This is a genomic window from Yersinia sp. 2542 StPb PI (assembly GCF_048593855.1).
In the GTDB taxonomy this organism is placed as follows: Bacteria; Pseudomonadota; Gammaproteobacteria; order Enterobacterales; family Enterobacteriaceae; genus Yersinia; species Yersinia enterocolitica_E.
The window spans coordinates 25328-49102 of sequence record NZ_JAZGQA010000008.1; the positions used below are offsets into that span (position 1 = coordinate 25328).

Here is a 23775-nt window from a genome sequence, read left to right on the forward strand (position 1 = left end):
CTGCTGAAACTGAGCAAATGTGCTTAGTGTCAAGGAGGAAATATGAAAAAAAGGTATGTAAGTCTGCTACTGGGGTGTTTTTTTTGCGGTGCGGCAGCACTGTCAATGAGTCAGGCAGTGCAGGCCGTTGAGACCAACAATCAGCTCGAACATCCGGTCTATTTCTGTACGACTTGCTATTACCCCTTCGTCTGGTTTTAGCGATAATTGACCAACACCTGATTGCTGATCACTTGCAACGGCGGGTTAACCCGGCCTTTACCGGCAATAAAGTAAACAAACCTCAGTTGAGTTGCTGCCGCCTCTCCCGCCAGTCCCCGGCTCTGTCCGCTGCCACCCTCAAGTGGCATACAACGGGTCGGGGTGCATAATTTAACCTGTAAACCCTCTGGCGCTGTCGACATTAATTGGTAGCGCCAACCAACCGACACGATGCGCGCATTTTCCTGCGCCAGCGCTACCGGTGGTTGCAGTACCGCCGACGAGGTAGCTACCCCGCGCAAACCCTGCGTAACCCCAATATCGTCCGCCACCCAAGTGCCTGAAGCGACAGCCTTCAACGGCAATACACATACCGGAAGTAGTGTAGCCAACATTAGGGAGAGACGAGTTAGCATCAAGCAGCTCCTATCGTTGATGTCATCCGGATCTGGCGATTATCGCCAATTTCCAGATTAGACAGCACCACCATCTGCGGCAAACTGCGGCGCAAGAAACGGGCTAAAAGTGCCCGTAGTGCATGGTTAACCAGTAACACCGGCGGTGCACCCAACATCTCCTGACGTTGCAGCGCTTGTTTAGATTGATCCAACAAACGGTCAGCCAGACCTGGCTCCAGACCACCCCCACCTTGCAGCGCCTGTAGTAACAAACGCTCTAATGCCGCATCCAGCCCGATGACCTGAATTTCGCCGGTTCCCGGGAACCATTGTTGCGCAATGGAGCGCCCTAACGCCACTCGAACTACCGCCGTTAATTCGTAAGGGTCGGTCTGGTTTGGCGCATGTTCAGCCAGTGTCTCGATAATGGTGCGCATATCGCGAATGGATACCCGCTCCATTAGCAGATTTTGCAGTACTTTATGCAGCGTGGTTAAGGTGACGACGCCGGGAATGAAGTCTTCCGTCAGCTTCGGCATCTCTTGCGCAACTCTGTCCAGCAATTGCTGGGTTTCCTGGCGGCCAAACAGTTCGCTGGCAAATTGGCTAATCAGATGGTTTAGATGGGTCGCCACAACGGTACTGGCCTCAACCACGGTAAAACCTTGAATCTGCGCCTGCTCACGTAATGCACTTTCAATCCAAACCGCCGCCAATCCGAAGGCGGGATCATGGGTGGCCTCACCGGGTAACGAACCGACCGCATTGCCGGGGTTAATGGCTAACCAACGGCCGGGATGAGCTTCGCCACTGCCAATCTCGACCCCTTTCATTAATATCCGATAGTTTGCTGGTGGCAGTTCCAGATTATCTCTGATATGCACCACCGGTGGCAGGTATCCCATCTCTTGAGCAAACTTTTTACGAATACTGCGAATCCGCCCCAACAGCTCACCATTTTGCTGGAAATCCACCATCGGAATCAGGCGATACCCCACCTCCATACCCAGCGGATCTTCCAGTTGAACATCTGACCAGGTCGCTTCAGTAGCTTGTTGCTGGTCTTGCACCACCGGTGATTCTGCCACCATGGGTTGCTGCATTTGTTTGCCACGTAAACGCCAGGCTAATGCCAACAGTGCGCTGGTGAATAGCAGGAAGACAAAGTTAGGCATGCCAGGCACCATCCCCAGTAACCCGAGGACACTGGCACTCAGCACCATCACGCGTGGGTTATTAAATAGCTGGGTGACCATTTGCTGGCCAACATCCTGGTCGGTACTGACGCGGGTCACGATAACACCCGCCGCCGTCGAGATAACCAATGCCGGGATTTGTGCTACCAGGCCGTCACCAATCGTCAACAAGGTATAGGTTTCTGCTGCATGGCCCACCGCCATGTCGTGCTGAAGCACCCCTACCAGTAAGCCACCGACCACGTTAATCACCATGATCAGTAACCCGGCAACCGCATCGCCACGAACAAACTTACTGGCCCCGTCCATTGAGCCGTAGAAGTCAGCTTCTTGCGTAACATCGGAACGGCGTTTTTTGGCTTCGTCTTCACCAATCAAGCCAGCATTTAAGTCGGCATCGATCGCCATCTGCTTACCGGGCATACCATCCAGAACAAAGCGCGCCCCCACTTCTGCAATACGCCCCGCCCCTTTGGTGATAACCATAAAGTTGATTATGACCAAAATAATAAAGACCACGATGCCGATGGCAAAGTTGCCACCAACCAGAAAGTGACCAAACGCTTCCACCACTCGGCCCGCAGCCGCCGCACCGGTATGCCCATCCATCAGAATGATACGGGTGGAGGCGACGTTTAGCGATAAACGCAACAGCGTTGAGAACAGCAGAATGGTTGGGAAGGCGGCAAAATCCAGCGTGCGTTGGGTAAACATGGCAACCAACAGCACCATAATGGACAGCGCGATATTAAAGGTAAACAGCAAATCAAGGATGAAGGGCGGCAGCGGCAGCACCATCATCGACAAGATCATCAGGATAAGAATTGGCCCGGCAAGGATTTGCCACTGCGTATCTTTAAAATTGCCCGGTAAACGTAGCAGGGCGGCCAAGTTAGCCATTAGTCAGTCTCACTCTCTGTTGCAAAATCCAGTGCTTCCGGCACTGGCAGATGTTCAGGTTTTTTCGGGATTAGCCCGCCTTCCCGTTTCCAACGCTTCAACTGGTATACCCAGGCAAGAACTTCTGCCACCGCGGCATAAAGGGTGGCTGGAATATGTTGGCCTACCTCGCTGTGCCGAAACAGTGCCCTGGCCAGCGGTGGCGCTTCTAATAACGGAATACGATGCTCTGCACCTAACTCGCGGATACGCAGTGCCACTGCGCCAGCACCTTTCGCCAGCACCTTGGGTGCACTCATTTTTGCTTCGTTGTATTGCAAGGCAACAGCATAGTGGGTTGGGTTGGTCACTATTACATCAGCTTTAGGGACATCAGCCATCATTCGGCGGCGAGCCATAGCCCGTTGCTGCTGACGAATGCGCCCTTTCACATGTGGGTCACCTTCTTGATCCTTGAATTCATCACGTATCTCTTGTTTGGTCATACGTAATTTTTTAATGTGGCTGGTTATTTGGAAGAACACGTCGAATCCAACCATCGGGGTCAGGCCTAATACCACCACCAGTCCGCAGAAAATAATCAAGTGGACAGCATCACTTAAAGCCGCCACTGGCGGGGCTGCCATCAACCGCATCATATCTGGCCAGTTGTGCCAGAGGAATATTCCCGTGACCCAACCGACCAGCGTGGCCTTGAGGATGGCTTTCAGCAATTCGGCCAGAGCCTGAGAAGAAAACATACGCTTTAAGCCCGCAATCAGACTCATCCGCTGAAAATCGAACTTGATGGATTCTCCGCTGAACAGCACCCCACCTAACAGCATCGGTACTGCTAGCGCCACGATCACCAATCCGGCAAAGATTGGCAGTAATGCCATCATCGTTTGACTCAGCAGCATCCCTATTTGGCGCAACATCTGCTTATCATCGCTGATAATGCCATGGTCAAAATGCAGCCCTTGGGCAATCATCGCCGCCAGTTGGCGAGCCATCGATTCCCCAGATACCCACAGGATCGCCAAACCGGCCCCGAGCATCAGCATCGAGGTCAGTTCGCGCGAACGCGGTATTTGGCCTTTTTCGCGAGCCTTCTCCAGCTTGTGGGCTGTGGGTTCCTCGCTCTTTTCCGCGTCGCTATCTTCAGCCACAGCAGGTTTTCCTGTTCAGCGTAAGCGTTCCCATATCAGATAATTAGGAAATAAAAAATTGCTGTCTAGCATGACAAATATTCAGCAAGGTTATGGATGGAACAAAGCAGCAATTAGGGGGTTATTTCTCGGATGAGGACATCATGTCAGGCTCAGTCGTCTGTTAGGGGGCTGGTTGGCTAAACAACAAGCAGCCTTAAATGAAGTTATCGCGCAGATCAATACAGAGAGAAATAATGGCAGATGAGATATCCCCTCACCTGCCGATTATGGTCATCAGTCGGCTTAGAAGCCTAAACTGTCCAGCAGATCATCAACTTGATCCTGGTTGGCAATAACACCAGCACCATTCTTATCCAGTTGTGGCCCATTGAGTAGACTGTCAGCAGGTTTTTGCGGTTTAGATGGCATATCTGGGATATTTTCCATCAGTACCATTAATAGCTGCTTCTCAATCTCTTGCACCACATCCATCATGCGTTTGATAACCTGACCGGTAAGGTCCTGGAAATCTTGCGCCATCATGATTTCCAACAATTGTGCATTGGTAAATGAGGTATGTTGCGGCACGACTTCCAGATATTCACGGGTATCAGCGACCAGAGAGCGGGCATCTGACAGCTCGACAGGATTAGCAAACCATTCGTCCCAACGAACTTTAAGCGCCTTCGCCGATGACTCCAGCTCATTTTGGCGCGGCTGTGCTGCCTCAACACAGTTCAGTGCTCTTTCTGCGGCCTGAGCCGTCATATGAACGACATAATCCAGTCGATCACGCGCATCTGGAATGGCTTCCGCAGCCTGTGCAATCGCCTGATCAAGACCTAATTCGCGCAGGCTATCGCGTAACATCCGCGTCAATTGGCCAATGCGGCTTATTATATCACTGGCCGATGCCGCATCTGTTGCGGGCATTTGATGGTTACTCATCTCGCCTCCTTACATACCCAACTTTTCAAAAATCTTATTGAGCTTCTCTTCCAAGGTAGCGGCAGTGAAAGGTTTCACTACATAACCACTGGCACCTGCTTGCGCTGCTGCGATGATATTCTCTTTTTTCGCTTCGGCGGTTACCATCAGAACCGGCAAAGTACTAAGAGCACCATCGGCACGGATAGTTTTCAACAGGTCCAGGCCATCCATATTCGGCATATTCCAATCAGAAACCACAAAATCAAAACCACCCGCACGTAATTTATTCAATGCGTCGACGCCATCTTCGGCCTCTTCCACATTGTTAAAACCCAGCTCTTTCAGCAGGTTTCTGACAATACGACGCATGGTCGAAAAATCGTCTACCACCAAAAATCTGAGATTCTTATCCGCCATACCAACTCCTAAGGTTTGTTGCTCACCGCTGAGCGATTAACTATCAACGCCCGATTTCCACCGGAAAATGTCTACTAGATTCGCAGGGCTTGACCACTGCTAATCTGCGCCAACATACGCTGGCTTATCTGGTTCAAATCCAGAACTTCATTAACGCCCCCCATACCAATCGCTTCACGCGGCATGCCGAAAACCACACAACTGGCCTCGTTTTGCGCGATGGTATAAGCACCGGCGCGATACATCTCCAATAACCCGGCCGCACCATCATTGCCCATCCCCGTCAGGATAACCCCCACGGCGTTACGCCCGGCATACTGCGCCACTGAGCGAAATAGAACATCAACCGAGGGACGATGGCGGTTAACCGCCGGCCCGTCATGAATGCGAACCTGATAGTTCGCCCCACTACGCGCCAGTTCCATATGCCGATCGCCGGGCGCAATATAGGCATGCCCCGGTAAGACCCGTTCACCGTCTTCTGCTTCTTTCACAGTGATTTGACACAGCTTATTGAGTCGCTCAGCAAATGAACGGGTAAAACCCGGCGGCATATGCTGAGTAATTAACAGTGCCGGGCTGGTCGGTGGCAACGGCTGTAATACCATACGGATAGCTTCTGTCCCCCCGGTAGAGGCACCAATTGCAATTAACTTTTCACTACTGAGCAGTGGTGTATGCGTCAGCATAACCGGCGCGTTCTCTGGGCCGCGCTGCGGCAGGCGAGCTTTAGCAGCCGTACGGATTTTCTCCGCAATCAACTCACTGTAAGCCAGCATTCCCTCTCTGATCCCAAGCTGAGGTTTGGTAACAAAATCAATCGCTCCCAACTCCAACGCACGCATGGTTATCTCGGAGTTCTTACCGGTTAATGATGAGACCATCACCACCGGCATCGGCCGCAACCGCATCAGCTTTTCAAGAAAATCCAAACCATCCATCCGCGGCATTTCGACATCGAGCGTCAAAACCTGCGGATTGAATTTTTTGATCAAATCACGGGCAACCAACGGATCGGGAGCCGTTGCAACCATTTCCATGTCCGGGTGACTATTAATAATCTCGGTCATTAGTTGGCGCATCAATGCAGAATCATCAACGCACAATACTCTGATTTTACTCATCACCTCTCCTTGGTCAGCCCATAAACGGTCTGCCCGCGCAAATAGAATTCCCGACTAATTTGACTGAAATTCTCCGAGTGGCCTGCAAACATCAGACCACCTGGTTTTAGCAAAGGGACAAAGCGACGCAGAATGCGCTCCTGCGTTTCTTTATCAAAATAAATCATCACATTACGACAAAAAATAGCATCAAACTGCCCGGGTAACGCCCACTCTGGTGCCAGCAGATTGAGTTGCTGGAAATGGATCATATTGGCCAATTCCGGGCGCACTCGCACCATGCCTTGATGTGGGCCGGTGCCACGCAAGAAATAGCGTTGCATCTGTTGTGCCGACAATGAACGCAATTCATCTTGCCGGTATACACCACTGGTCGCTTTTTCCAGTACTTGCGTATCGATATCGCTGGCTAACACCTGACACGAACCCACTCTATTTCCCAACACATCACACAGTGTCATCGCGATAGAGTACGGCTCTTCACCGGTCGATGCCGCCGTACTCCACACCGAATAGCTTCCCGGCCGCTGGCGGGCATGTTCAGCCAGAATCGGAAAATGGTGTGCCTCACGGAAAAATGCCGTCAAATTAGTGGTCAAGGCATTAACAAATGCCTGCCACTCTGCACTGTTCGGGTCGGTCTCCAGCAAAGCAAGGTATTGACCAAAATCGTTAATCCCCAGCAATCTCAGCCGCCTGACCAGGCGGTTATAGACCATTTCCCGTTTGTGATCGGCCAGTACTATCCCGGCTCGTTGATAAATAAGTTGGCAGATGCGCCGGAAGTGAACATCCGGCAACGGGAGCCGTTGAATCATCTGAGTCAGGATCGACCCAGACTCTTGGGGTGATGGCTGTTTCATCGATGATGGTTTCATCCGGCCTCACCCCACAACAAAGTCTTCGTTACGCCGTTTGACAATCTGGAATTTCCTTAACAGCCGGTTGTTTACCACTGCCGTCTGCTGCCTGCCCCTCCCCGCTGTCGCTATCCTGCTCCAAACGAAAAACAGACACTGCATCGGAGAGCATACTTGCCTGCTCTTCGAGTGCGTTAGCCGCAGCCGCAGCCTCTTCCACTAATGCGGCGTTTTGCTGAGTGACCTGATCCATCTGTGTTACTGCCAGTGAAACCTGCTCTATACCTCGGCTTTGCTCATCCGAGGCGGAAGCGATTTCACCCATAATGTCGGTAACCCGAGTCACTGAGCGAACAATCTCTTCCATGGTAGTACCCGCATTTTCAACCAGAGTGGAGCCCTGGCGAACACGGCTGACCGATTCATCGATCAACCCTTTAATCTCTTTTGCTGCTTGTGCACTGCGCTGGGCCAGATTACGAACTTCACCGGCGACGACAGCAAAACCGCGCCCCTGCTCACCGGCGCGAGCAGCCTCAACAGCAGCATTTAACGCCAGAATATTGGTCTGGAAGGCAATACCGTCAATAACACTGGTAATGGCACCAATCTTCTGTGAACTGGTGGCGATATCATGCATGGTTGTCACCACACTGCCCGTCAACTCACCCCCTTTGGCAGCGGTTGCTGATGCGTCTTTCGCCAGCAATGTTGCCTGACGAGCATTATCCGCATTCTGTTTGACCGTCGCGGTCAGTTGCTCCATGCTGGCCGCAGTTTGTTCCAGTGACGCCGCTTGCTGTTCGGTTCTTGCCGACAAATCATTGTTACCAGCAGAAATTTCCTGAATCCCCGTTAGCATTGCTTCAGTGCCATCTCGGACATGACTAACGGTGGTGATAAGCGACTGCTGCATGATGCGTAAACTGGCAAACATCTCACTGATTTCATTACGCCCGGAGACATGAATCTGCGCCGATAAATCCCCCCGTGCGATGCGGTCAAAATGCGCGCGCATAATTTTCAGCGGCCTGACAAACATAGTGCGCAGCCAAACAAGCGACGAAATCGCCATGGCTATTACCATTACAATCGCCGCACCAAATATCCACATGGAGAGATGGTACGCCTGCTGGTTTTGGGTACCGGCCTCAGCAATCACTTCATTGGCATACTGCAAATACTGTAAAAAATCGGCTTCAAACAAATCTTGTGTTTTCTGGGTGGGTTGGTCCATAAAGCCTTGTAAATTACCGGCTTCCAGAAAATCGATTAGTTGTCGTAACGACGTCCGTAAGTTCTGATAACTGTTTTTAGTGGCATCCAACAATTCGCCACCGTTATCACTCTCATCAAGGCGTGGCACCGCAATAAATTGATTGAAGTAGAGGTCCGCTTTTTGTAATGAGCTGCGCGCACTGCCCATTAATGCGTTGACTTGCTCCTGAGGTACTTTGAGAGCCGAGCGCGTCCCCGCCCGGTTTAAGGTATTACGCGCCTGAAGCAAGGATACCCAACTGAGGCTTAATGCATCCCGTTGCTGGCTACTGAGATCCACCCGGTTCAAATTTTGGTAGTCTGAGCGAAAAGCAGTAAATGACAGACCACTTGAAATTAACTGTATCGAGCAAATTAATATCAGTAACAGGAAAAAGCTGGTAGAAATCCGAATTCGGCCAAACATCGTAACCTCTTCTCAGCCGGCTCATTGGTCGGCTTTATCTATTTTTGTCCACCCAAAATAATTGGAGTTGCAGGTAGGCAGCCAGCAAACGAATCCCGATGAGCTTACGCAGTCAAGTGATTCGGGTTCGTGAGCGCAGTTAACACCCCTGCAATTTCAAGTATGAAGGGTTGTAGGGGACTAGAAAGTTTCCCAATTGTCTTGCAGGCCACTTCCCAGTGTTTTTTTAGCTGTGATGCTCAAATCCTGTGTCGGTTGCTTTATTTTTCTAACATCTCTTGTAGTACTACCGTTATCCATACGCAGAATGAATACAGACATGGATTGGGTTAACATACTGGCTTGTTCTTCCAGTGCGGCGGCGGCAGAGGCTGACTCTTCCACCAAAGAGGCGTTTTGCTGGGTTACCCGGTCCATTTCAGTGACCGCCTGACCCACCTGATCGATACCGCGACTTTGCTCATCGGAAGCAGAAGCGATTTCACCCATGATGTCGGTGACGCGGGTTACCGCATTAACGATATCTCCCATGGTTTCACCCGCACTTTCAACCAGTACTGACCCCATATCGACACGGCTAACCGAGTCTTCAATAAGGCCTTTAATCTCTTTTGCAGCTTGCGCACTACGTTGTGCCAGGTTACGTACTTCACCGGCAACAACGGCAAAACCACGACCCTGCTCACCGGCACGGGCAGCTTCAACGGCGGCGTTCAGCGCCAGGATATTGGTCTGGAAAGCGATACCATCGATGACACTGGTAATATCTGCAATTTTCTGTGAACTACCGGCAATCTCATGCATGGTTTGCACCACATTCGCCACCACTTTGCCACCTTTCTGTGCCGTTTCCGATGCACTTAAGGCCAGTTGGCTAGCTTGACGGGCATTCTCAGCATTCTGTTTCACTGTGGCGGTTAACTGCTCCATACTGGCGGCGGTTTCTTCCAGTGAGGCGGCTTGTTGTTCTGTACGCGCTGACAGATCGTTGTTGCCGGCGGAAATTTCTGAGGCACCGCTATAGATAGCATCGGCACCTAAACGCACGTCACTGACGGTGGTAATCAATTCAGATTGCATGTGTTTCAGGCTGGCTGCCAATGTGCCCATTTCGTTGCGGCTATGCACTTCGATAGTCTGCGTTAAGTCACCGTTAGCGATATGTTTAATATGTTCTATCAAGTGTTTAAGCGGATTAATCAAGATGTGTTGCATGCCAAGCCAAACAACAATAATTACCGCGAATACCACAATCAGTACGGTAACAATCACCCCCATCGCGAAGCTAAATGACTGGTTGCTGTCTTCCACTGCAGAGGCATACAAGCGATCATTTTGTGTCAGGTAAGTGTTGTAATCCTGTTCAAAAGCATTTTGGAAGCTAGAGGTGGGTTGGTCGAAGAACTCATTGATCTTGCCAGCTTCCATCAATTGGATCAGTTCGGTCAACGCACCAAAGTATTGGTCATAAGTCTGTTTTAATTTTTTAGCTGATTCGGCATCTTGCTGGCTATCCAACGGGATCTGTTCGTAGCTTTTAAAACGCTCCGCCGCCACACCCAATGTCCCTTTGGCTGATGCCAACAGGTCATTCACCGTAGGGCCACTACCGGTGTGATTCACATCCATCATGTAGCGGATGCCTGCGCGGTTCAGCGTATTACGGGTTTGCAGCAGATTTACCCAACTTTCATTCAACACCGACTGTTGCTGACGAATAACCTGTAAAACCGCAAAGTTCTCTTTGTCATTTTTCAGGGAATTGAAGAAAAGCCCGCCGGAAACGAACTGTAAGGCACCAAATAGCACTAACACCAACAGGAGGCTGGTGACCACTTTCATACGCTTAAACATGTTATCCCTTCATAAGTACGTCAAAACACAGGTACGCCAAAACATAGGACGTCTAATTAACTGTGTTATCGGCACTGGGAGGGGGAACTTTACCGGAGAGAGACATTATTTTAACGAGATGAGGATGAGTGTTAGCAGTTTGTTATTATCGAGGTGAAAACCGGCCTCATCAGGTTTTGGCCGGACAAAAACGGACCACGGTTTCGATGGAGACCGACGTGGTGATTGGTTCGGTTGACATGAGACAGGAGATCACCTGATCACTGAACGAATATCAACCGAAACCCGATAGGCAAATTAACCGAAACTTACCCTTTAATGACGGAGTCAATCAACGACATCTCTTCACTGCTCAACAGCTTTTCGATATCCACCAAAATCAGCATTCTTTCCCCGAGTGAACCTAAACCTGTTAGATACTCAGTTGCCAGAGTAACGGCAAATTCTGGAGCAGGACGTATTTGCTCATTGGTTAATGACAGCACATCAGACACACCATCAACGACAATACCCACCACGCGCTGATCAAAATTCAGTACGATCACTACGGTATTTTCGTTATAGCTCACGCCTTTTTGTGCAAACTTAACCCGTAAATCAATAATAGGAACAATGACGCCGCGTAAGTTAGTGACACCTTTAATGAACGTCGGGGTGTTAGCGATACGGGTCACCTGATCGTAGCCACGGATCTCTTGTACTTTCAGAATATCAATCCCGTACTCTTCATCGCCCAGCGTAAAAATCAGGAACTCTTGTCCTACCGTTTCGCCAGCCAGCTTCGTGACGGTTGCTAGTCCTGCCATGTTTTTACCCTTCAATCAATAGGTTGAATTTATGTTTGTTTTCAGGACCGGAACACTCCGTGCCCTATACCTGTTTTCATACGGGTTCCATACAGGCTTCAATTGGTCCACCTGTTAGGCTGCGACCACATCATCAGCCGTTACACGCTTTTCCCGGTTTAATGCCTGCAAAGCCGACACATCAACAATTAATGCCACGCTGCCATCACCCAATATGGTTGCGGCTGAAATACCTGGCACCTTGCGATAGTTACTCTCGAGGTTTTTCACCACCACCTGATGCTGACCAATCAACTGATCTACCAAGAGTGCATAACGACGCCCGGCACTTTGCAGAATCACAACGATGCCCTGAGTGGCTTCAGTTTTGGCGTTTTCAACATCAAATACCCGGTACAATTCAACCAAAGGTAAATACTCGCCGCGCACTTGTAATACCCGTTCACCGCCGGCTAGCGGGTGTAAATCTTCAGCCAAAGGTTGCAGTGATTCCATTACCGCATTCAATGGCAAGATGAAGACTTCATCACTGACTTTTACTGACATTCCATCAAGAATAGCTAGCGTCAATGGCAATAGAATACGGATTGAAGTGCCAAGACCGGCCTGGAAACTGACTTGCACATGGCCGCCCATCTCCTGAATATTTCGCTTAACCACGTCCATACCGACACCGCGGCCAGAAACATCAGTGACTTGCTCTGCGGTGGAGAATCCGGGAGCAAAAATCAGCATCCCAACATCTTCATCACTCATATGCTCATTAATGGCCATTCCTTGAGACTGCGCTTTTGCCAGAATCTTCTGCCGGTTTAACCCTGCGCCATCATCCAAGACTTCAATACAGATATTACCGCCCTGATGCTCTGCGGACAGCGTCAGATTCCCCACCGGCGGTTTACCGGCAGCAATACGGGTTTCAGCATCTTCAATACCGTGGTCCAAACTGTTACGAACCAGATGGGTCAGGGGATCGATAATGCGTTCAATCAGGCTTTTATCCAGTTCGGTAGAACTGCCAAGCAGCGTCAGTTCGACTTGCTTATTGAGCTTACTGGCTAAATCGCGCACCAAACGAGGGAAGCGGCTGAACACATACTCCATCGGCATCATACGGATCGACATCACCGACTCTTGCAAGTCACGCGCATTGCGTTCCAACTGCCCCATACTATTGAGCAAATCACCGTTGATGACGGGATCCAGCGTGCTGGAGCGCTGTGCCAACATTGATTGAGTAATCACCAACTCGCCCACCAGATTAATCAACTGGTCAACTTTCTCAACCGCGACGCGAATACTGGTTGACTCACTGGCTTTCGCTTTTGGTTTTACATGTTCCGGGCTGGTCGGTGCGGCAATAACACCCGTTTTAGGGGAACTGTTGGTTTCAGCCACTGGGGCCACCGCCGTTGGCGGTAATTCTGCGATAACCGGCGCCACTACAGCCATTTCAGCTGTAGCTTCTGGTTGCAATTCAGCGGGTATAAAACTGATCTGTTCCGGTTCCAACACAAAACAGAGCACGGCGCTGATATCATCTTCACTGACAGACGTAATCAGGGTGGCTTCCAGGCTATCAGCACTTTGATGCGGATCTTTCACTTCACCCAGATTGCCTAGCTCTTCCAACATCAGTGGGATTTCTTGCTCTTTCAGGCCAGACAAGCGAATGCGCATTCCCCCCTGAACCAATGCCGGTGACTTACCCCCCACTTTGGTGTCAGTCATCACAACGCCATTCCCTTGTGCTACTGATGTGTTGGTTCCTGTGCTTTGTTGTTCTAAAGCCTCTAATGCCAGTTGGCGCAATGCGTGGCAGATATACTCAAAGCTTTCCGCATTAGGTTCCTGAGAGGTTTTATAGGCGTCCAACTGTTCCTGCATAATATCTTTCGTTTCCAAAAACAGGTTGATGATATCAGTGCTCAACCGCATTTCATCGCGACGAGCACCATCCAACAGGTTTTCCAACAGATGGGTTGTCTCTTGTAATACCGTAAAGCCAAACGTCGCTGCACCGCCTTTGATCGAATGAGCAGCACGGAAAATGGCATTGAGTTGTTCTTTATCTGGTGCCAGTGGGTCCAGCAATAACAAGTGCTGTTCCATATCTGCCAACAGTTCATCTGCTTCATCAAAGAAAGTCTGATAAAACGCGGTAATATCCATGCTCACGGTGTCACCTCTACTGTGCGTCGCGGCTTGTCGGAGAGACCGGTGCATTACTTGCAGGTGCCGCTGGCAACGATGTCGTTGGCCCAGTGGTCGCTGGAGTGATGCTCCCCGTGCTCGATTGTTGTGTTTGTGGTGCTGTTGCAGGCTGCGTTATCGTTTTCACAGGTGCTGCCGTTACCGGTACTGCCGCCGCCGATACTGTTACCGCCCCAGTCGCGGTTTGCCCGGTGGAGGTTGCCGTACCCGTTGGCGCTGTCGCAGCAGCAGGCGTCGCGGTTGGCACAGTCCCACTGGTTTCAAGCTGCTTTAAGCTCGCGGCTTTTTCTATATCCAGCGCTTTGTTATCTAAATTCTCATGCTCAATATCATGTTGCGTCTGTTTGTTCAGCACTAAAATACTGATTCGACGGTTAACCGGATCGTCCGCTGCTTGCTCTTTTAAGCGCATCGTCGAGGCCATGCCCACCACCCGCAGCACTTTTCCCTCATCCAAACCACCGGCGAGCAATTCACGCCGTGAAGCATTAGCACGATCAGCCGACAACTCCCAGTTGCTGTAACCTCGTTCGCCATTGGCATACGGCAGATCATCGGTATGCCCAGACAGACTGATTTTGTTTGGTATGTCATTCAAGATAGGGGCTATAGCACGTAAAATATCACGCATATACGGCTCTACCTGCGCACTGCCCATCTTAAACATGGGCCGATTCTGGCTATCAATAATCTGAATTCTTAGCCCTTCTTCCATCATGTTAATCAACAGATGTGGCCGTAATGCTCTCAATCTCGGGTCGGATTCGATTAATTGATCCAGTTTTTCCCGCAACTTGTTCAGTCGATACTCTTCTTTGCGACTCTCTTCTGAATCGATGTGCTTGCGTACCTCGCCCACTTGCTGGGTGGGATCATCACCGCCCCCAGGAATCGGACTGGTACTGGCACTGCTCTTATCACCGCTGGTCAACGCTATTTTCAACGGTGTCCGAAAATACTCCGCAATTTGCGTCAGTTGCTGCGGGCTGGAAACCGATAGCAACCACATCACCAGAAAGAAGGCCATCATCGCTGTCATAAAGTCAGCGTAAGCAATTTTCCATGACCCGCCATGATGACCGCCACCATGCTTAGCTTTTCGCTTTCTAATCACAATAACGGGGTGGTTCTGATGCTTCATGCGTCCTCTTCTGTCGCTTGCGGTGCCGGCGCTTTCACTCTGCGTACATGCTCTTCCAGCTCAATGAACGATGGACGCTCAGTGGTGTAGAGCGTTTTACGACCAAACTCCACGGCAATTTGTGGCGCATATCCGTTCAGGCTGGAAAGCAGTGTCACCTTGATGCACTGCATCATTTTGGTGGTTTCTGCACTCTGTTGACGCAACAAGGTGGCCAAAGGTGAAATAAAGCCATATGCCAGCAAAATACCCAGAAACGTCCCCACCATCGCATGGGCAATTAGTGCCCCAAGTTCTGCGGCGGGTCGGTCGGCGGAAGCCAGGGCATGTACCACCCCCATAACCGCAGCAACAATACCGAACGCGGGTAACGAATCCCCCACCATCGCCAGGCTACCTGCGGGAACTTCACATTCTTGTTCGTGAGTTTCTATCTCTTCATCCATCAGTGCTTCGATTTCAAAAGCATTCATATTTCCGCTGACAATTAACCGTAAATAATCAGTAATAAATTCCACTAATAACTTATCGGCCAAGATCCGAGGATAATTAGAGAAAATTTCACTTTCCCGCGGACTTTCTATATCCCGTTCCAGTGACAGCATTCCCTGTTGACGGGATTTAGCTAATAAACGGTAAAGTAACGCCATTAAGTCCATATACAGGACTTTGTTATATTTAGAACGGCGCATCAATTTTGGCATGACCTTTATTGTCGCTTTTATCGCTTTGCCGTTGTTACCCACGATAAATGCACCGATACCTGCACCGCCGATAATTAAAAATTCGGCTGGCTGATACAGTGCGCCAAGGTTGCCACCAACAATCATGTAGCCACCGAAGACCGCACCTAAGACCACGATATAACCCAAAATAACTAACACGCGACATCCTTAGCAAAGTGTGTGGGTGGAAGGTGAGGCGTTAGCACCCTTTGAGTGCAATGAATTGTCATTAACTGGCTACAGGAACGGTATCCATACCGCAGCTGTAACCAAAAAACTCTGACAACTCAAAGAGACTCAAACTGCGCGTCTAACCTGCTCATCCAGCAGTTGTGAAGTAATATCGGCAGATGGCGGAGAAAGTTTACGTTTTTTTACTGCGCGGGAAGGTGGCTGGCAGAGACTGCAAACAAAGCTATTTCGTGGTTGATGCGCATGGGTGATAAAAGTCCCACCACAGCAACTGCAACCTGAGAGTTGCAACATACCACTGTCAACGAATCGAACCAGGGTCCAGGCACGAGTTAACGCCAGTAATGGCGGCACTCCAGACTGATCAGGACACTGTTCCAGATAAAGACGATAGGCCTTAATAACGGCCTCAACACCGGTGCATTGCCCGCTTTTTAGCAGGAAGCTATAAGCGTTATAAAACATCGATGAATGAATGTTTTGTTCCCAGGTCATAAACCAATCAGTCGAAAACGGCAGCATTCCTTTAGGTGGCGGACTCCCTCTCAGCTCTTTGTAGAGCTTAATTAATCGCCCCCTGCTGAGTTGCGTTTCGCTTTCAAGCATCTGCAAACGCGCACCTAAAGTGATCAACTCCATTGCCAAATGAATGTCTTTGGCTTCCTGGACAATACTTTTCACAACCATCAGTCATGCTCTTTTTTTAGGCGCACTACCGTCTTGTAACGATAGCTCGTGGAGTAAGTGACTCGACAATAGGATCCCTGTGTGGATTTGCTGCAAGTCATCGACACGAGATTCTTTCGTCAGATGATGAATAGTGTTGTGGTCACTGAAACGGAAATGACAGACTAATTGGTTAGTCTCAGCTAATTTAACCATTTGCGGTAAAGTTAACTGCGCTAATGCGTCGGCCATAGTATCTGTAATACCCAGACGAAACATCGCTGAGGCTTTTTCATCGTTAATTAACCGTTGTGCTAAAAGCAAGTAAGACAAATTAATATCATAAATATGTTTGAGTAATTCAGACGTACTCATTTTATACATCCCGACTGATTATGTTTTAAAACATAAGTTGGATGATAGAATTCTTCACCCAAGACCTGGGATCCTTCCCGCTATACAGTTAATTAAAACCCATAGAACTAAAAGTAATTAAAACCTACTGGTGTTACATTACAAAAATACCATTTTGGTATGAAATAACATGTCGTAAACTTGGCAGCTCGGTTTTGTGCTGCTCTGATAGTGCATTTTGCTATGCAATTTTTCTTACAAAATATTAGGATTATTCCTAAAGAGGCCCAACTCTACTCCCGAATCGTTAGCACATACAATGTGACTAGTGATTCATTTTAAATGCAATGTGATGCAGGTCACAAAAATAAAATATAAAGCTGTTTCTTACACCCATAATTGTTCATTTTTCACTCACACCCATGGTTAAAAAACACTCACAAGTCAGAAAAGAGCTAAAAAACTAGATATATAGGCCCAATTCTTAGTGTTTTTAGATCAGTTCGAACAAAAGCATTCCTAAAGCAAAATAGTAGAACATAAATCTGTTATAACCCAAAATTATCAGCAGTAAGGACTAAAGCAGAGGATTATAGTTCGGTTATCCTATAACTACCCTTCCGAAACTATTTTGTTTTAACGAATATTTATGCGATTTCACAAAACACCGCCTATCGACCATTTATTAACCCATTTACCTTTTAACGTTAAAAAACCCAACAACATGTATTAAAAAAGGCAACAGAGGTAACTGCATGTTTCAGTTCAACGCTATTGCACACATTTCATTCTGCCGCAGTTTTAACTTTGGTTCATATCCGCGTTTTTACAAGGAATTTGTGAATACAATGTAATTGAAAGTAATTAATAATGTTTGAAACATAAGTTTCAAACATTGCTTATTAGCGACTATTTTAATTAACGCCCTATCACGGCTCGCATTATTGGCTGGTCGTAACCAAATGTGACTGACATCCCATTTATCAAAGGTGTATTCCCCTAACCTTTAATCTATAGCCGCGCTTATGGGAGCTTAATGATGGGATACAGAAATGTACTGGTCGCAGTTGCCCTTTCACCCGATAGCCAACAATTGGTTAATAAAGCCGTTTCTATCGTGCGGCCCTATAATGGCAGGGTTTCGTTAATCACCCTGACAACTGAGCCAGAAATGTACAGCAGTTATGCTGCCCCCATGCTGGGAGACTTGCGTTCTGTGTTGCAAGAAGAAGCGCAACTATTTATGGAGGAGTTAGCGATTAATGCAGATTATCCCATAGAGGATAGATCCATTGTGCACGGGCAATTCGCTGATAGCATGGCTTACGTTTGCCAACAGCAGCATATTGATTTAGTTATCTGCGGTAACCACAGTACAAGCCTGATGAATAAACTCTCCTGTTCTGCTGCCAAGCTGATTAATACCAGTAGTGTCGACGTGTTGATCGTCCCACTTTAATTAACCCGCAACTGCGCGTTGCGGCAACCGTTCTGTCAGAACCGTAATACCTTTCGCTGTGTTGCCGCACTATTAGCTGAAATCATCCCGCCGAGTTCTACTATTATTCTCAACACGCGTTATTTTTAATATTCGCTATGTTCACTACCGGCCTTTTTACTCCGTCCAAGTAAGGGAATTTGATGCCTCAAGATAAAACCAGTAACCGCCGTATTCTGCTGGCTTCACGCCCACATGGCACACCAACCAGCGAAAATTTCACCTTAGATATTCAACCTATTGCGCAACCCGCAGCAGGTCAGGTGCTACTTCGCACTCGCTATTTGTCGCTTGACCCCTATATGCGTGGCCGTATGAGCGACGCCCCCTCCTATGCCGCGCCGGTTGAAATTGGTGACGTCATGGTGGGCGGGGCCGTCTCACGCGTTGAAGCCTCTAATCACCCGGAGTTTCAAGTGGGTGATTGGGTTTTGGCCAACAGTGGCTGGCAAGACTATACGTTATCGGATGGTGCTGGTATCCGCAATTTGGGGCCACAACTCTCCCATCCTTCACGCTCTCTGGGCGTTTTGGGCATGCCTGGTTTCACGGCTTATATGGGACTATTGGATATTGGTCAGCCCAAAGCGGGCGAAACTCTGGTCGTTGCCGCAGCCAGTGGCGCGGTTGGCTCAGTTGTCGGGCAAGTCGGTAAACTAAAAGGATGCAAAGTTATCGGGATAGCCGGAGGATCGGAGAAATGCCGCTATGTGGTGGAAGAATTGGGCTTCGACGCCTGTATTGACCACCGGGCAACAGATTTTGCGCAACAATTGGAGAAAGCCTGTTCTGACGGCATTGATATTTATTATGAAAACGTAGGTGGTGCGGTATTTGACGCGGTATTGCCATTGCTGAACCCACGCGCCCGTATTCCAGTATGCGGGTTGATAGCACGCTATAACGATACGGAATTACCGGATGGCCCGGATCGTTTGCCACTGTTGCAAAGCATCATTTTGCGCAAACGGATTAGGATGCAAGGATTTATCATTATTGATGACTATGGCCATCATTTTGGTGATTTCCTACAGCAAATGACCCAATGGGTTGATCAGGGCAAAATCAAGTTCCGTGAAGACTTGGTTGACGGACTAGAAAATGCGCCGCAAGCCTTTATCGGCCTATTGGAAGGCAAGAATTTTGGCAAGTTGGTGATTCGCGTCAGTAATGAATAGTCGACATAATTCCGGGGCCAACTCGCCCCGGAAACTGTTATATCAATGCCCTGATAACAACAAATAATCTTGCCGGATATAAAACCTAGCCATTAATCGAAGCAATTACAGCCACTCGCCGAAGCGGCGAATATAAAATTGCTTCATCATTTGCGCAACAACACAGTAGCTGACTAAGGTACCTGCCAACCAAGGGAAATATTGCCACGGTAATGGTTGCAATCCGACTAATGCTCCCAATGGTGAGAACGGAATATAGATACCTATTGCCATGATCAATCCGGTCGTCAATAGCACTGGCAAGGCGGCGGTACTTTGAATAAACGGTATTTTTTGTGTGCGCAACATATGGACAACCAACGTCTGCGACAACAGACCTTCAATAAACCAACCGGACTGGAACAAAGCCTGATGCTCAACACTGTTAGCCGCAAAAACAAACCACATCAGCGCATAAGTCGTAATATCAAAAATTGAGGAAGTTGGCCCAATCCATAGCATAAAGCGGCCAATATTCTTAGCATCCCACTTACGCGGTTTGCGTAAAAACTCTTTGTCCATTTTATCCCACGGCAGGGAGAGCTGGGAAATGTCATACATCAGGTTTTGTAACAGCAGGTGGATGGCAAGCATGGGTAAGAAAGGAATAAATGCACTGGCAACCAGCACTGAGAACACATTGCCGAAATTCGAGCTAGCCGTCATATTCAGATATTTGATGATATTACCGAAGGTTTCACGCCCTATAATAACCCCCTCCTCCAGCACCATCAGATTCTTTTCTAACAGAATAATATCTGCCGACTCTTTAGCGATATCAGTGCCAGTATCAACCGATATCCCCACGTCAGCATCGCGTAATGCCGGTGCATCATTGATGCCATCGCCAAGAAAACCAACGGTATGCCCATTGCTTTGCAGCATTTTTAGCACCCGTGATTTTTGCAAAGGGGTAAGTTTGGTAAACACTGTGCGCAACTCGACTTCACGCGCTAACGTTTCATCATCCATACCTTCAATATCACGGCCACTCAGCGGTTCCCCCGGCTCCAACCCGACATCGCGGCAGATTTTTGCCGTAATAATCGGGTTATCGCCCGTTAACACTTTTACTGCAACGCCATTTTCACGCAGTGCGGTGATAGCAGCCTCCGCGCTCTCTTTTGGCGGATCGAGGAAAGTCAGTAGCCCTTGAACAACCAAATCACGTTCATCATTAATATTTAACGGTAATTCACTGAGCTGAGTCCCTAACTCACGGGTTGCCAGTAACAAAACACGAAAACCGTCTTCATTATATTGCGTGGCTAACGCCAGTAATTTGGCTCTGCGGGCTTCATCCAGTGGGTATATCTTATCTCCCTCGCGAACTTGGGTGCAGATGCTCAGCATCTCTTCCACCGCACCTTTGCAAATTAAGCGCTGGTGCTGCTGCTCATCTTTTACCACAATTGACAGACGGCGACGGATAAAATCAAACGGTAATTCATCGACCTTGTTAAAGCCGCGCAAAGCATCTATTTCAGGTTTACCGCGGCTAAATTTTATGACCGCCTGATCCATCAGATTGCGCATACCACTTTGATGGAAACTATTAAGCCATGCTAATTGCAGCACTTTATTGTCATTGCTGCCATTGGCATCCAGGTGGTGTTCAAGAATGATGCGGTCCTGGGTTAATGTGCCGGTTTTATCTGTGCACAACACATCCATAGCACCAAAGTTCTGTATTGCATTCAATCGCTTAACCACAACTTTGCGCCGTGACATAGCAATTGCACCTTTCGCCAGGTTAGAACTGACAATCATTGGCAACATTTCAGGGGTTAACCCAACCGCAACTGCCAATGCAAATAGTGCCGCTTCAGTCCAATCACCTTTTGTAAAACCATTAATTAGCAATACAATCGGTACCATTACCAACATAAAACGAATCAATAACCAACTGACACTGTTGACGCCACGATCAAATGCCGTCTGCGCGCGTGTGCCAACAATCGACTTAGCAAGCGACCCGAAATAAGTATGCCCGCCGGTAGCCACAACCACAGCCATTGCCGTTCCACTGGCAACGTTAGTTCCCATCAGACAAATATTAGATAATTCAAGTAATTCACTCTCGCTATTGGCATCCGCATCTACTGATTTTGAGCTGATGGCCCCCATTGCGTCGTACTTTTCAATAGGGATAGCTTCTCCGGTCAGGATCGCCTGGCTGATAAACAAATCTCTGGATTTAATGAGCCGTAAATCTGCCGGAATCATATCTCCGGCGGATAACAGAATGATATCCCCCGGCACTAATTGCTTAATCGCAATTTCTTGTTTTGCCGGTTGGGCACTATGGCTACTACGGCGTAATACTGTGGCGGTGGTTCGCACCATCGATTTCAGGGCTTCAGCCGCTTTATTGGTGCGGTACTCCTGCCAGAAACGCAATAAACCACTGATCAATACCATCGTCACAATAATAGTGACACCTATCAGATCAGTCTCCTCACCCTGTTGTAATGGCAGCCAATAATCAGTAAAGAAACTGATTGCCGCCAATACCATCAAAACAAAAATAAAAGGATTATTAAATGCTGCCAATAACTGAAGCAACGCTGGAGGCGCTTTCTCATGTGCTACCTGATTAATGCCGTATAATTCCAGTCGCTCCCTGGCATCCTCTTCTGTCAGCCCATTTAAATTAGCATTCAACTTGGATAATGTTTGATCCAAACTATTCTTGGCTTCTTGCGCGATAGCAAAAGTTTTTTTATTACTGCTACGGCTGGTAACTGTTTTTTTGAATTGGGTCATAACGCTTCTCTTTTAATTCTAAACGCACAGGGTTTATCCGCTCAATTATTGAGAGATAAATGTGCTGAACTATTATTGCGCTGCCAACTTTGTATTTAATTAGCAGCGACTAATTTGGTTAACTCCGGGGTGATCGTCCATAACAACTCCTTACTACCACATGGGTCAGTATTTAATTATTTATTGCAAAAAATTGAGCAACTTATTAATGAGTAAATTACTTTATTATTAAGCAGGTAATTCAGATGCGATACGCCAATGGACGGCACTGACGCTCCGCTCCAGACTGACACGGCAAACAATACTTTCAATTTCTCTTTGCGCTGCGGGTGTCGCCATTATTTCTGCACACACTTCCAACTGACCGGGTTTGGCAATATCTGCACTGCAAAGTGACTGTAATCGTAATGCCACACCATTTAACGCCTGTAAAATAAGGGTTCGAACCAATATCTCATCTTCCGCACCACAAGTGACCTGAATCCGGTAACGAACTTCCAGGTCTATGGCTTGTTGCTGAGGCTGCATATTAATCCGTTGCGCCGCCTCCCGTAACAATATATTGGCACACAGAATAACGGCAGTGGCGGCCACTGCATTCCAATACAGTCCCAAGCCACAAAGCACACCAATACCCGCCGAGCACCAGAGTGTAGCTGCGGTGTTCAGGCCACGAATATTCATGCCTTCGCGCATAATGACGCCTGCACCCAAAAAACCGATGCCTGAAACAACTTGAGCGGCGATACGACCAGGGCTATCAGGGGATGTGGCATAAGAGCTGAGAATAAATACTGCAGCACCGGTCGCGACTAATGCATTAGTACGTAAGCCCGCCATACGCTGGCGCCATTGTCTTTCAGCGCCAATTAATGCGCCCAAACACATCGCCAGTAATAAATTTACGACAAAAGGAGTTAATGCCATGATTCTCTCCATGAATTAATCATTGGTAGAATAATCATGTGCTATTTAGCACACAGGTAATTGTGCTGAGATATATAACCCGAGGGTATAAATCAGCAATAGCCCGTGTTTCTGCCGGGAGGAAAAAGTGCGTGGTTGTTAAATACCATAATAAAAACCCGAATTATTACCCTCGATGATTAAACATCGAGTGAAATATTACACCCACACTCATTGGCGTTATAACCAGACAACGATTGAATGAATCTCGTTGCGCTGACTAAAACATGGGCTTCAAGTGAATAAACACCACCAGCGCCACGATAACGTCAAGTAATAAGGGTCTACTTGGGTATGCACAACTCAGGAAATAAGAGAGGGTGCTGCCCGCCATTTTCGGCAAGCAACAAATCTGTAGAGAGATAGGTTAGCTTGCCTTGCTTATTTGACTACTACTTTGCGTATCCATTATTTTCTCCACCGAAATTTTTCAAGAGTATAGTTGCGTGTGATAATTATGTAAAGTCTATATTTCTAAACAAAACCTAAACCAGCCCCAATGAATTAAACAATAAACTTAATATTTATAATATATC

20 protein-coding genes are annotated in these 23775 nt (G+C 48.3%); 3 read left to right on the forward strand and 17 right to left on the reverse strand.

The window, feature by feature from the left end; all coding sequences use genetic code 11:
* The first annotated feature begins 42 nt into the window (after nt 1-42).
* Complete coding sequence (locus tag V1952_RS02405) at nt 43-201, forward strand: hypothetical protein (protein WP_420070830.1); 159 nt, start codon at nt 43-45, stop codon at nt 199-201.
* Here the strand turns inward: V1952_RS02405 and V1952_RS02410 are convergent.
* From V1952_RS02410 to flhD, 15 genes are all read right to left on the reverse strand, one after another.
* A complete protein-coding gene (locus tag V1952_RS02410; protein WP_420070831.1) occupies nt 198-617 on the reverse strand; it encodes a flagellar protein FlhE in 420 nt (139 codons plus the stop codon). The two genes, V1952_RS02405 and V1952_RS02410, sit on opposite strands and share 4 nt — an antisense overlap.
* Nucleotides 617-2695 (reverse strand): flagellar biosynthesis protein FlhA, encoded by a 2079-nt coding sequence (gene flhA, locus V1952_RS02415; protein WP_372558667.1) that lies wholly within the window; start codon nt 2693-2695, stop codon nt 617-619. The genes V1952_RS02410 and flhA overlap by 1 nt, the downstream gene beginning before the upstream one ends.
* Nucleotides 2695-3843 (reverse strand): flagellar biosynthesis protein FlhB, encoded by a 1149-nt coding sequence (gene flhB, locus V1952_RS02420; protein ID WP_372558666.1) that lies wholly within the window; start codon nt 3841-3843, stop codon nt 2695-2697. The genes flhA and flhB overlap by 1 nt, the downstream gene beginning before the upstream one ends.
* A 285-nt stretch (nt 3844-4128) precedes the next feature.
* A complete protein-coding gene (gene cheZ / locus V1952_RS02425; protein ID WP_372558664.1) occupies nt 4129-4773 on the reverse strand; it encodes a protein phosphatase CheZ in 645 nt (214 codons plus the stop codon).
* Between the two features lie 9 nt (nt 4774-4782).
* Complete coding sequence (gene cheY / locus V1952_RS02430) at nt 4783-5172, reverse strand: chemotaxis response regulator CheY (RefSeq protein WP_372558663.1); 390 nt, start codon at nt 5170-5172, stop codon at nt 4783-4785.
* A gap of 74 nt (nt 5173-5246) precedes the next feature.
* Entirely contained in the window at nt 5247-6296 is a 1050-nt protein-coding gene (locus tag V1952_RS02435; protein WP_083159168.1) for a protein-glutamate methylesterase/protein-glutamine glutaminase, read from the reverse strand.
* Nucleotides 6296-7174: a protein-glutamate O-methyltransferase CheR gene (gene cheR / locus V1952_RS02440; protein WP_420074269.1), complete on the reverse strand. Its 879-nt coding sequence runs from the start codon at nt 7172-7174 to the stop codon at nt 6296-6298. The genes V1952_RS02435 and cheR overlap by 1 nt, the downstream gene beginning before the upstream one ends.
* Nucleotides 7175-7202: 28 nt before the next feature.
* Complete coding sequence (locus tag V1952_RS02445) at nt 7203-8840, reverse strand: methyl-accepting chemotaxis protein (protein ID WP_372558661.1); 1638 nt, start codon at nt 8838-8840, stop codon at nt 7203-7205.
* 180 nt (nt 8841-9020) lie between these two features.
* Nucleotides 9021-10694: a methyl-accepting chemotaxis protein gene (locus V1952_RS02450; protein WP_372558660.1), complete on the reverse strand. Its 1674-nt coding sequence runs from the start codon at nt 10692-10694 to the stop codon at nt 9021-9023.
* A 308-nt stretch (nt 10695-11002) separates the two neighbouring features.
* On the reverse strand, nt 11003-11500 hold the full coding sequence (cheW, locus tag V1952_RS02455; protein WP_083159171.1) for a chemotaxis protein CheW: 498 nt from the start codon (nt 11498-11500) through the stop codon (nt 11003-11005).
* 114 nt (nt 11501-11614) lie between these two features.
* Nucleotides 11615-13672 carry a chemotaxis protein CheA gene (gene cheA / locus V1952_RS02460; protein ID WP_372559878.1) on the reverse strand — a complete coding sequence of 686 codons (2058 nt, stop codon included), beginning with the start codon at nt 13670-13672 and terminating at the stop codon, nt 11615-11617.
* Nucleotides 13673-13688: 16 nt separating this feature from the next.
* Nucleotides 13689-14855 carry a flagellar motor protein MotB gene (motB, locus tag V1952_RS02465; protein ID WP_372558659.1) on the reverse strand — a complete coding sequence of 389 codons (1167 nt, stop codon included), beginning with the start codon at nt 14853-14855 and terminating at the stop codon, nt 13689-13691.
* Complete coding sequence (motA, locus tag V1952_RS02470) at nt 14852-15739, reverse strand: flagellar motor stator protein MotA (RefSeq protein WP_083159174.1); 888 nt, start codon at nt 15737-15739, stop codon at nt 14852-14854. Before motA ends, motB begins: the two co-directional genes overlap by 4 nt.
* A 138-nt stretch (nt 15740-15877) precedes the next feature.
* The gene (flhC, locus tag V1952_RS02475) at nt 15878-16459 is read right to left on the reverse strand and encodes a flagellar transcriptional regulator FlhC (RefSeq protein WP_083159175.1); all 582 of its coding nucleotides are present in this window, start codon (nt 16457-16459) and stop codon (nt 15878-15880) included.
* 3 nt (nt 16460-16462) lie between these two features.
* Nucleotides 16463-16813 (reverse strand): flagellar transcriptional regulator FlhD, encoded by a 351-nt coding sequence (gene flhD, locus V1952_RS02480; RefSeq protein WP_193784677.1) that lies wholly within the window; start codon nt 16811-16813, stop codon nt 16463-16465.
* A 1018-nt stretch (nt 16814-17831) separates the two neighbouring features.
* Here flhD and uspC point away from each other — a divergent pair.
* Together uspC and V1952_RS02490 are read left to right on the forward strand one after the other, a co-directional pair.
* Nucleotides 17832-18251, forward strand: coding sequence for a universal stress protein UspC (uspC, locus tag V1952_RS02485; RefSeq protein WP_083163715.1), 420 nt, complete (start codon nt 17832-17834; stop codon nt 18249-18251).
* 182 nt (nt 18252-18433) lie between these two features.
* Entirely contained in the window at nt 18434-19468 is a 1035-nt protein-coding gene (locus tag V1952_RS02490) for an NADP-dependent oxidoreductase (RefSeq protein WP_420074270.1), read from the forward strand.
* A gap of 105 nt (nt 19469-19573) precedes the next feature.
* Here the strand turns inward: V1952_RS02490 and mgtA are convergent, their stop codons facing one another.
* A complete protein-coding gene (mgtA, locus tag V1952_RS02495) occupies nt 19574-22273 on the reverse strand; it encodes a magnesium-translocating P-type ATPase (RefSeq protein WP_372558657.1) in 2700 nt (899 codons plus the stop codon).
* Nucleotides 22274-22501: 228 nt separating this feature from the next.
* Nucleotides 22502-23200, reverse strand: a complete 699-nt coding sequence (locus tag V1952_RS02500; RefSeq protein WP_193784678.1) for an MgtC family protein — start codon at nt 23198-23200, stop codon at nt 22502-22504.
* Between the last annotated feature and the right edge of the window lie 575 nt (nt 23201-23775).

What these genes read in the sequence shown, in the direction of transcription:
- V1952_RS02405 (WP_420070830.1), top strand. Translation starts at nt 43, where the DNA reads ATGAAAAAAAGGTATGTAAGTCTGCTACTGGGGTGTTTTTTTTGCGGT.
- V1952_RS02410 (WP_420070831.1), bottom strand. Translation starts at nt 617, where the DNA reads ATGCTAACTCGTCTCTCCCTAATGTTGGCTACACTACTTCCGGTATGT.
- flhA (WP_372558667.1), bottom strand. Translation starts at nt 2,695, where the DNA reads ATGGCTAACTTGGCCGCCCTGCTACGTTTACCGGGCAATTTTAAAGAT.
- cheZ (WP_372558664.1), bottom strand. Translation starts at nt 4,773, where the DNA reads ATGAGTAACCATCAAATGCCCGCAACAGATGCGGCATCGGCCAGTGAT.
- cheY (WP_372558663.1), bottom strand. Translation starts at nt 5,172, where the DNA reads ATGGCGGATAAGAATCTCAGATTTTTGGTGGTAGACGATTTTTCGACC.
- V1952_RS02435 (WP_083159168.1), bottom strand. Translation starts at nt 6,296, where the DNA reads ATGAGTAAAATCAGAGTATTGTGCGTTGATGATTCTGCATTGATGCGC.
- cheR (WP_420074269.1), bottom strand. Translation starts at nt 7,174, where the DNA reads ATGAAACCATCATCGATGAAACAGCCATCACCCCAAGAGTCTGGGTCG.
- V1952_RS02445 (WP_372558661.1), bottom strand. Translation starts at nt 8,840, where the DNA reads ATGTTTGGCCGAATTCGGATTTCTACCAGCTTTTTCCTGTTACTGATA.
- V1952_RS02450 (WP_372558660.1), bottom strand. Translation starts at nt 10,694, where the DNA reads ATGTTTAAGCGTATGAAAGTGGTCACCAGCCTCCTGTTGGTGTTAGTG.
- cheW (WP_083159171.1), bottom strand. Translation starts at nt 11,500, where the DNA reads ATGGCAGGACTAGCAACCGTCACGAAGCTGGCTGGCGAAACGGTAGGA.
- cheA (WP_372559878.1), bottom strand. Translation starts at nt 13,672, where the DNA reads ATGGATATTACCGCGTTTTATCAGACTTTCTTTGATGAAGCAGATGAA.
- motB (WP_372558659.1), bottom strand. Translation starts at nt 14,855, where the DNA reads ATGAAGCATCAGAACCACCCCGTTATTGTGATTAGAAAGCGAAAAGCT.
- flhC (WP_083159175.1), bottom strand. Translation starts at nt 16,459, where the DNA reads ATGGTTGTGAAAAGTATTGTCCAGGAAGCCAAAGACATTCATTTGGCA.
- flhD (WP_193784677.1), bottom strand. Translation starts at nt 16,813, where the DNA reads ATGAGTACGTCTGAATTACTCAAACATATTTATGATATTAATTTGTCT.
- uspC (WP_083163715.1), top strand. Translation starts at nt 17,832, where the DNA reads ATGGGATACAGAAATGTACTGGTCGCAGTTGCCCTTTCACCCGATAGC.
- V1952_RS02490 (WP_420074270.1), top strand. Translation starts at nt 18,434, where the DNA reads ATGCCTCAAGATAAAACCAGTAACCGCCGTATTCTGCTGGCTTCACGC.
- mgtA (WP_372558657.1), bottom strand. Translation starts at nt 22,273, where the DNA reads ATGACCCAATTCAAAAAAACAGTTACCAGCCGTAGCAGTAATAAAAAA.
- V1952_RS02500 (WP_193784678.1), bottom strand. Translation starts at nt 23,200, where the DNA reads ATGGCATTAACTCCTTTTGTCGTAAATTTATTACTGGCGATGTGTTTG.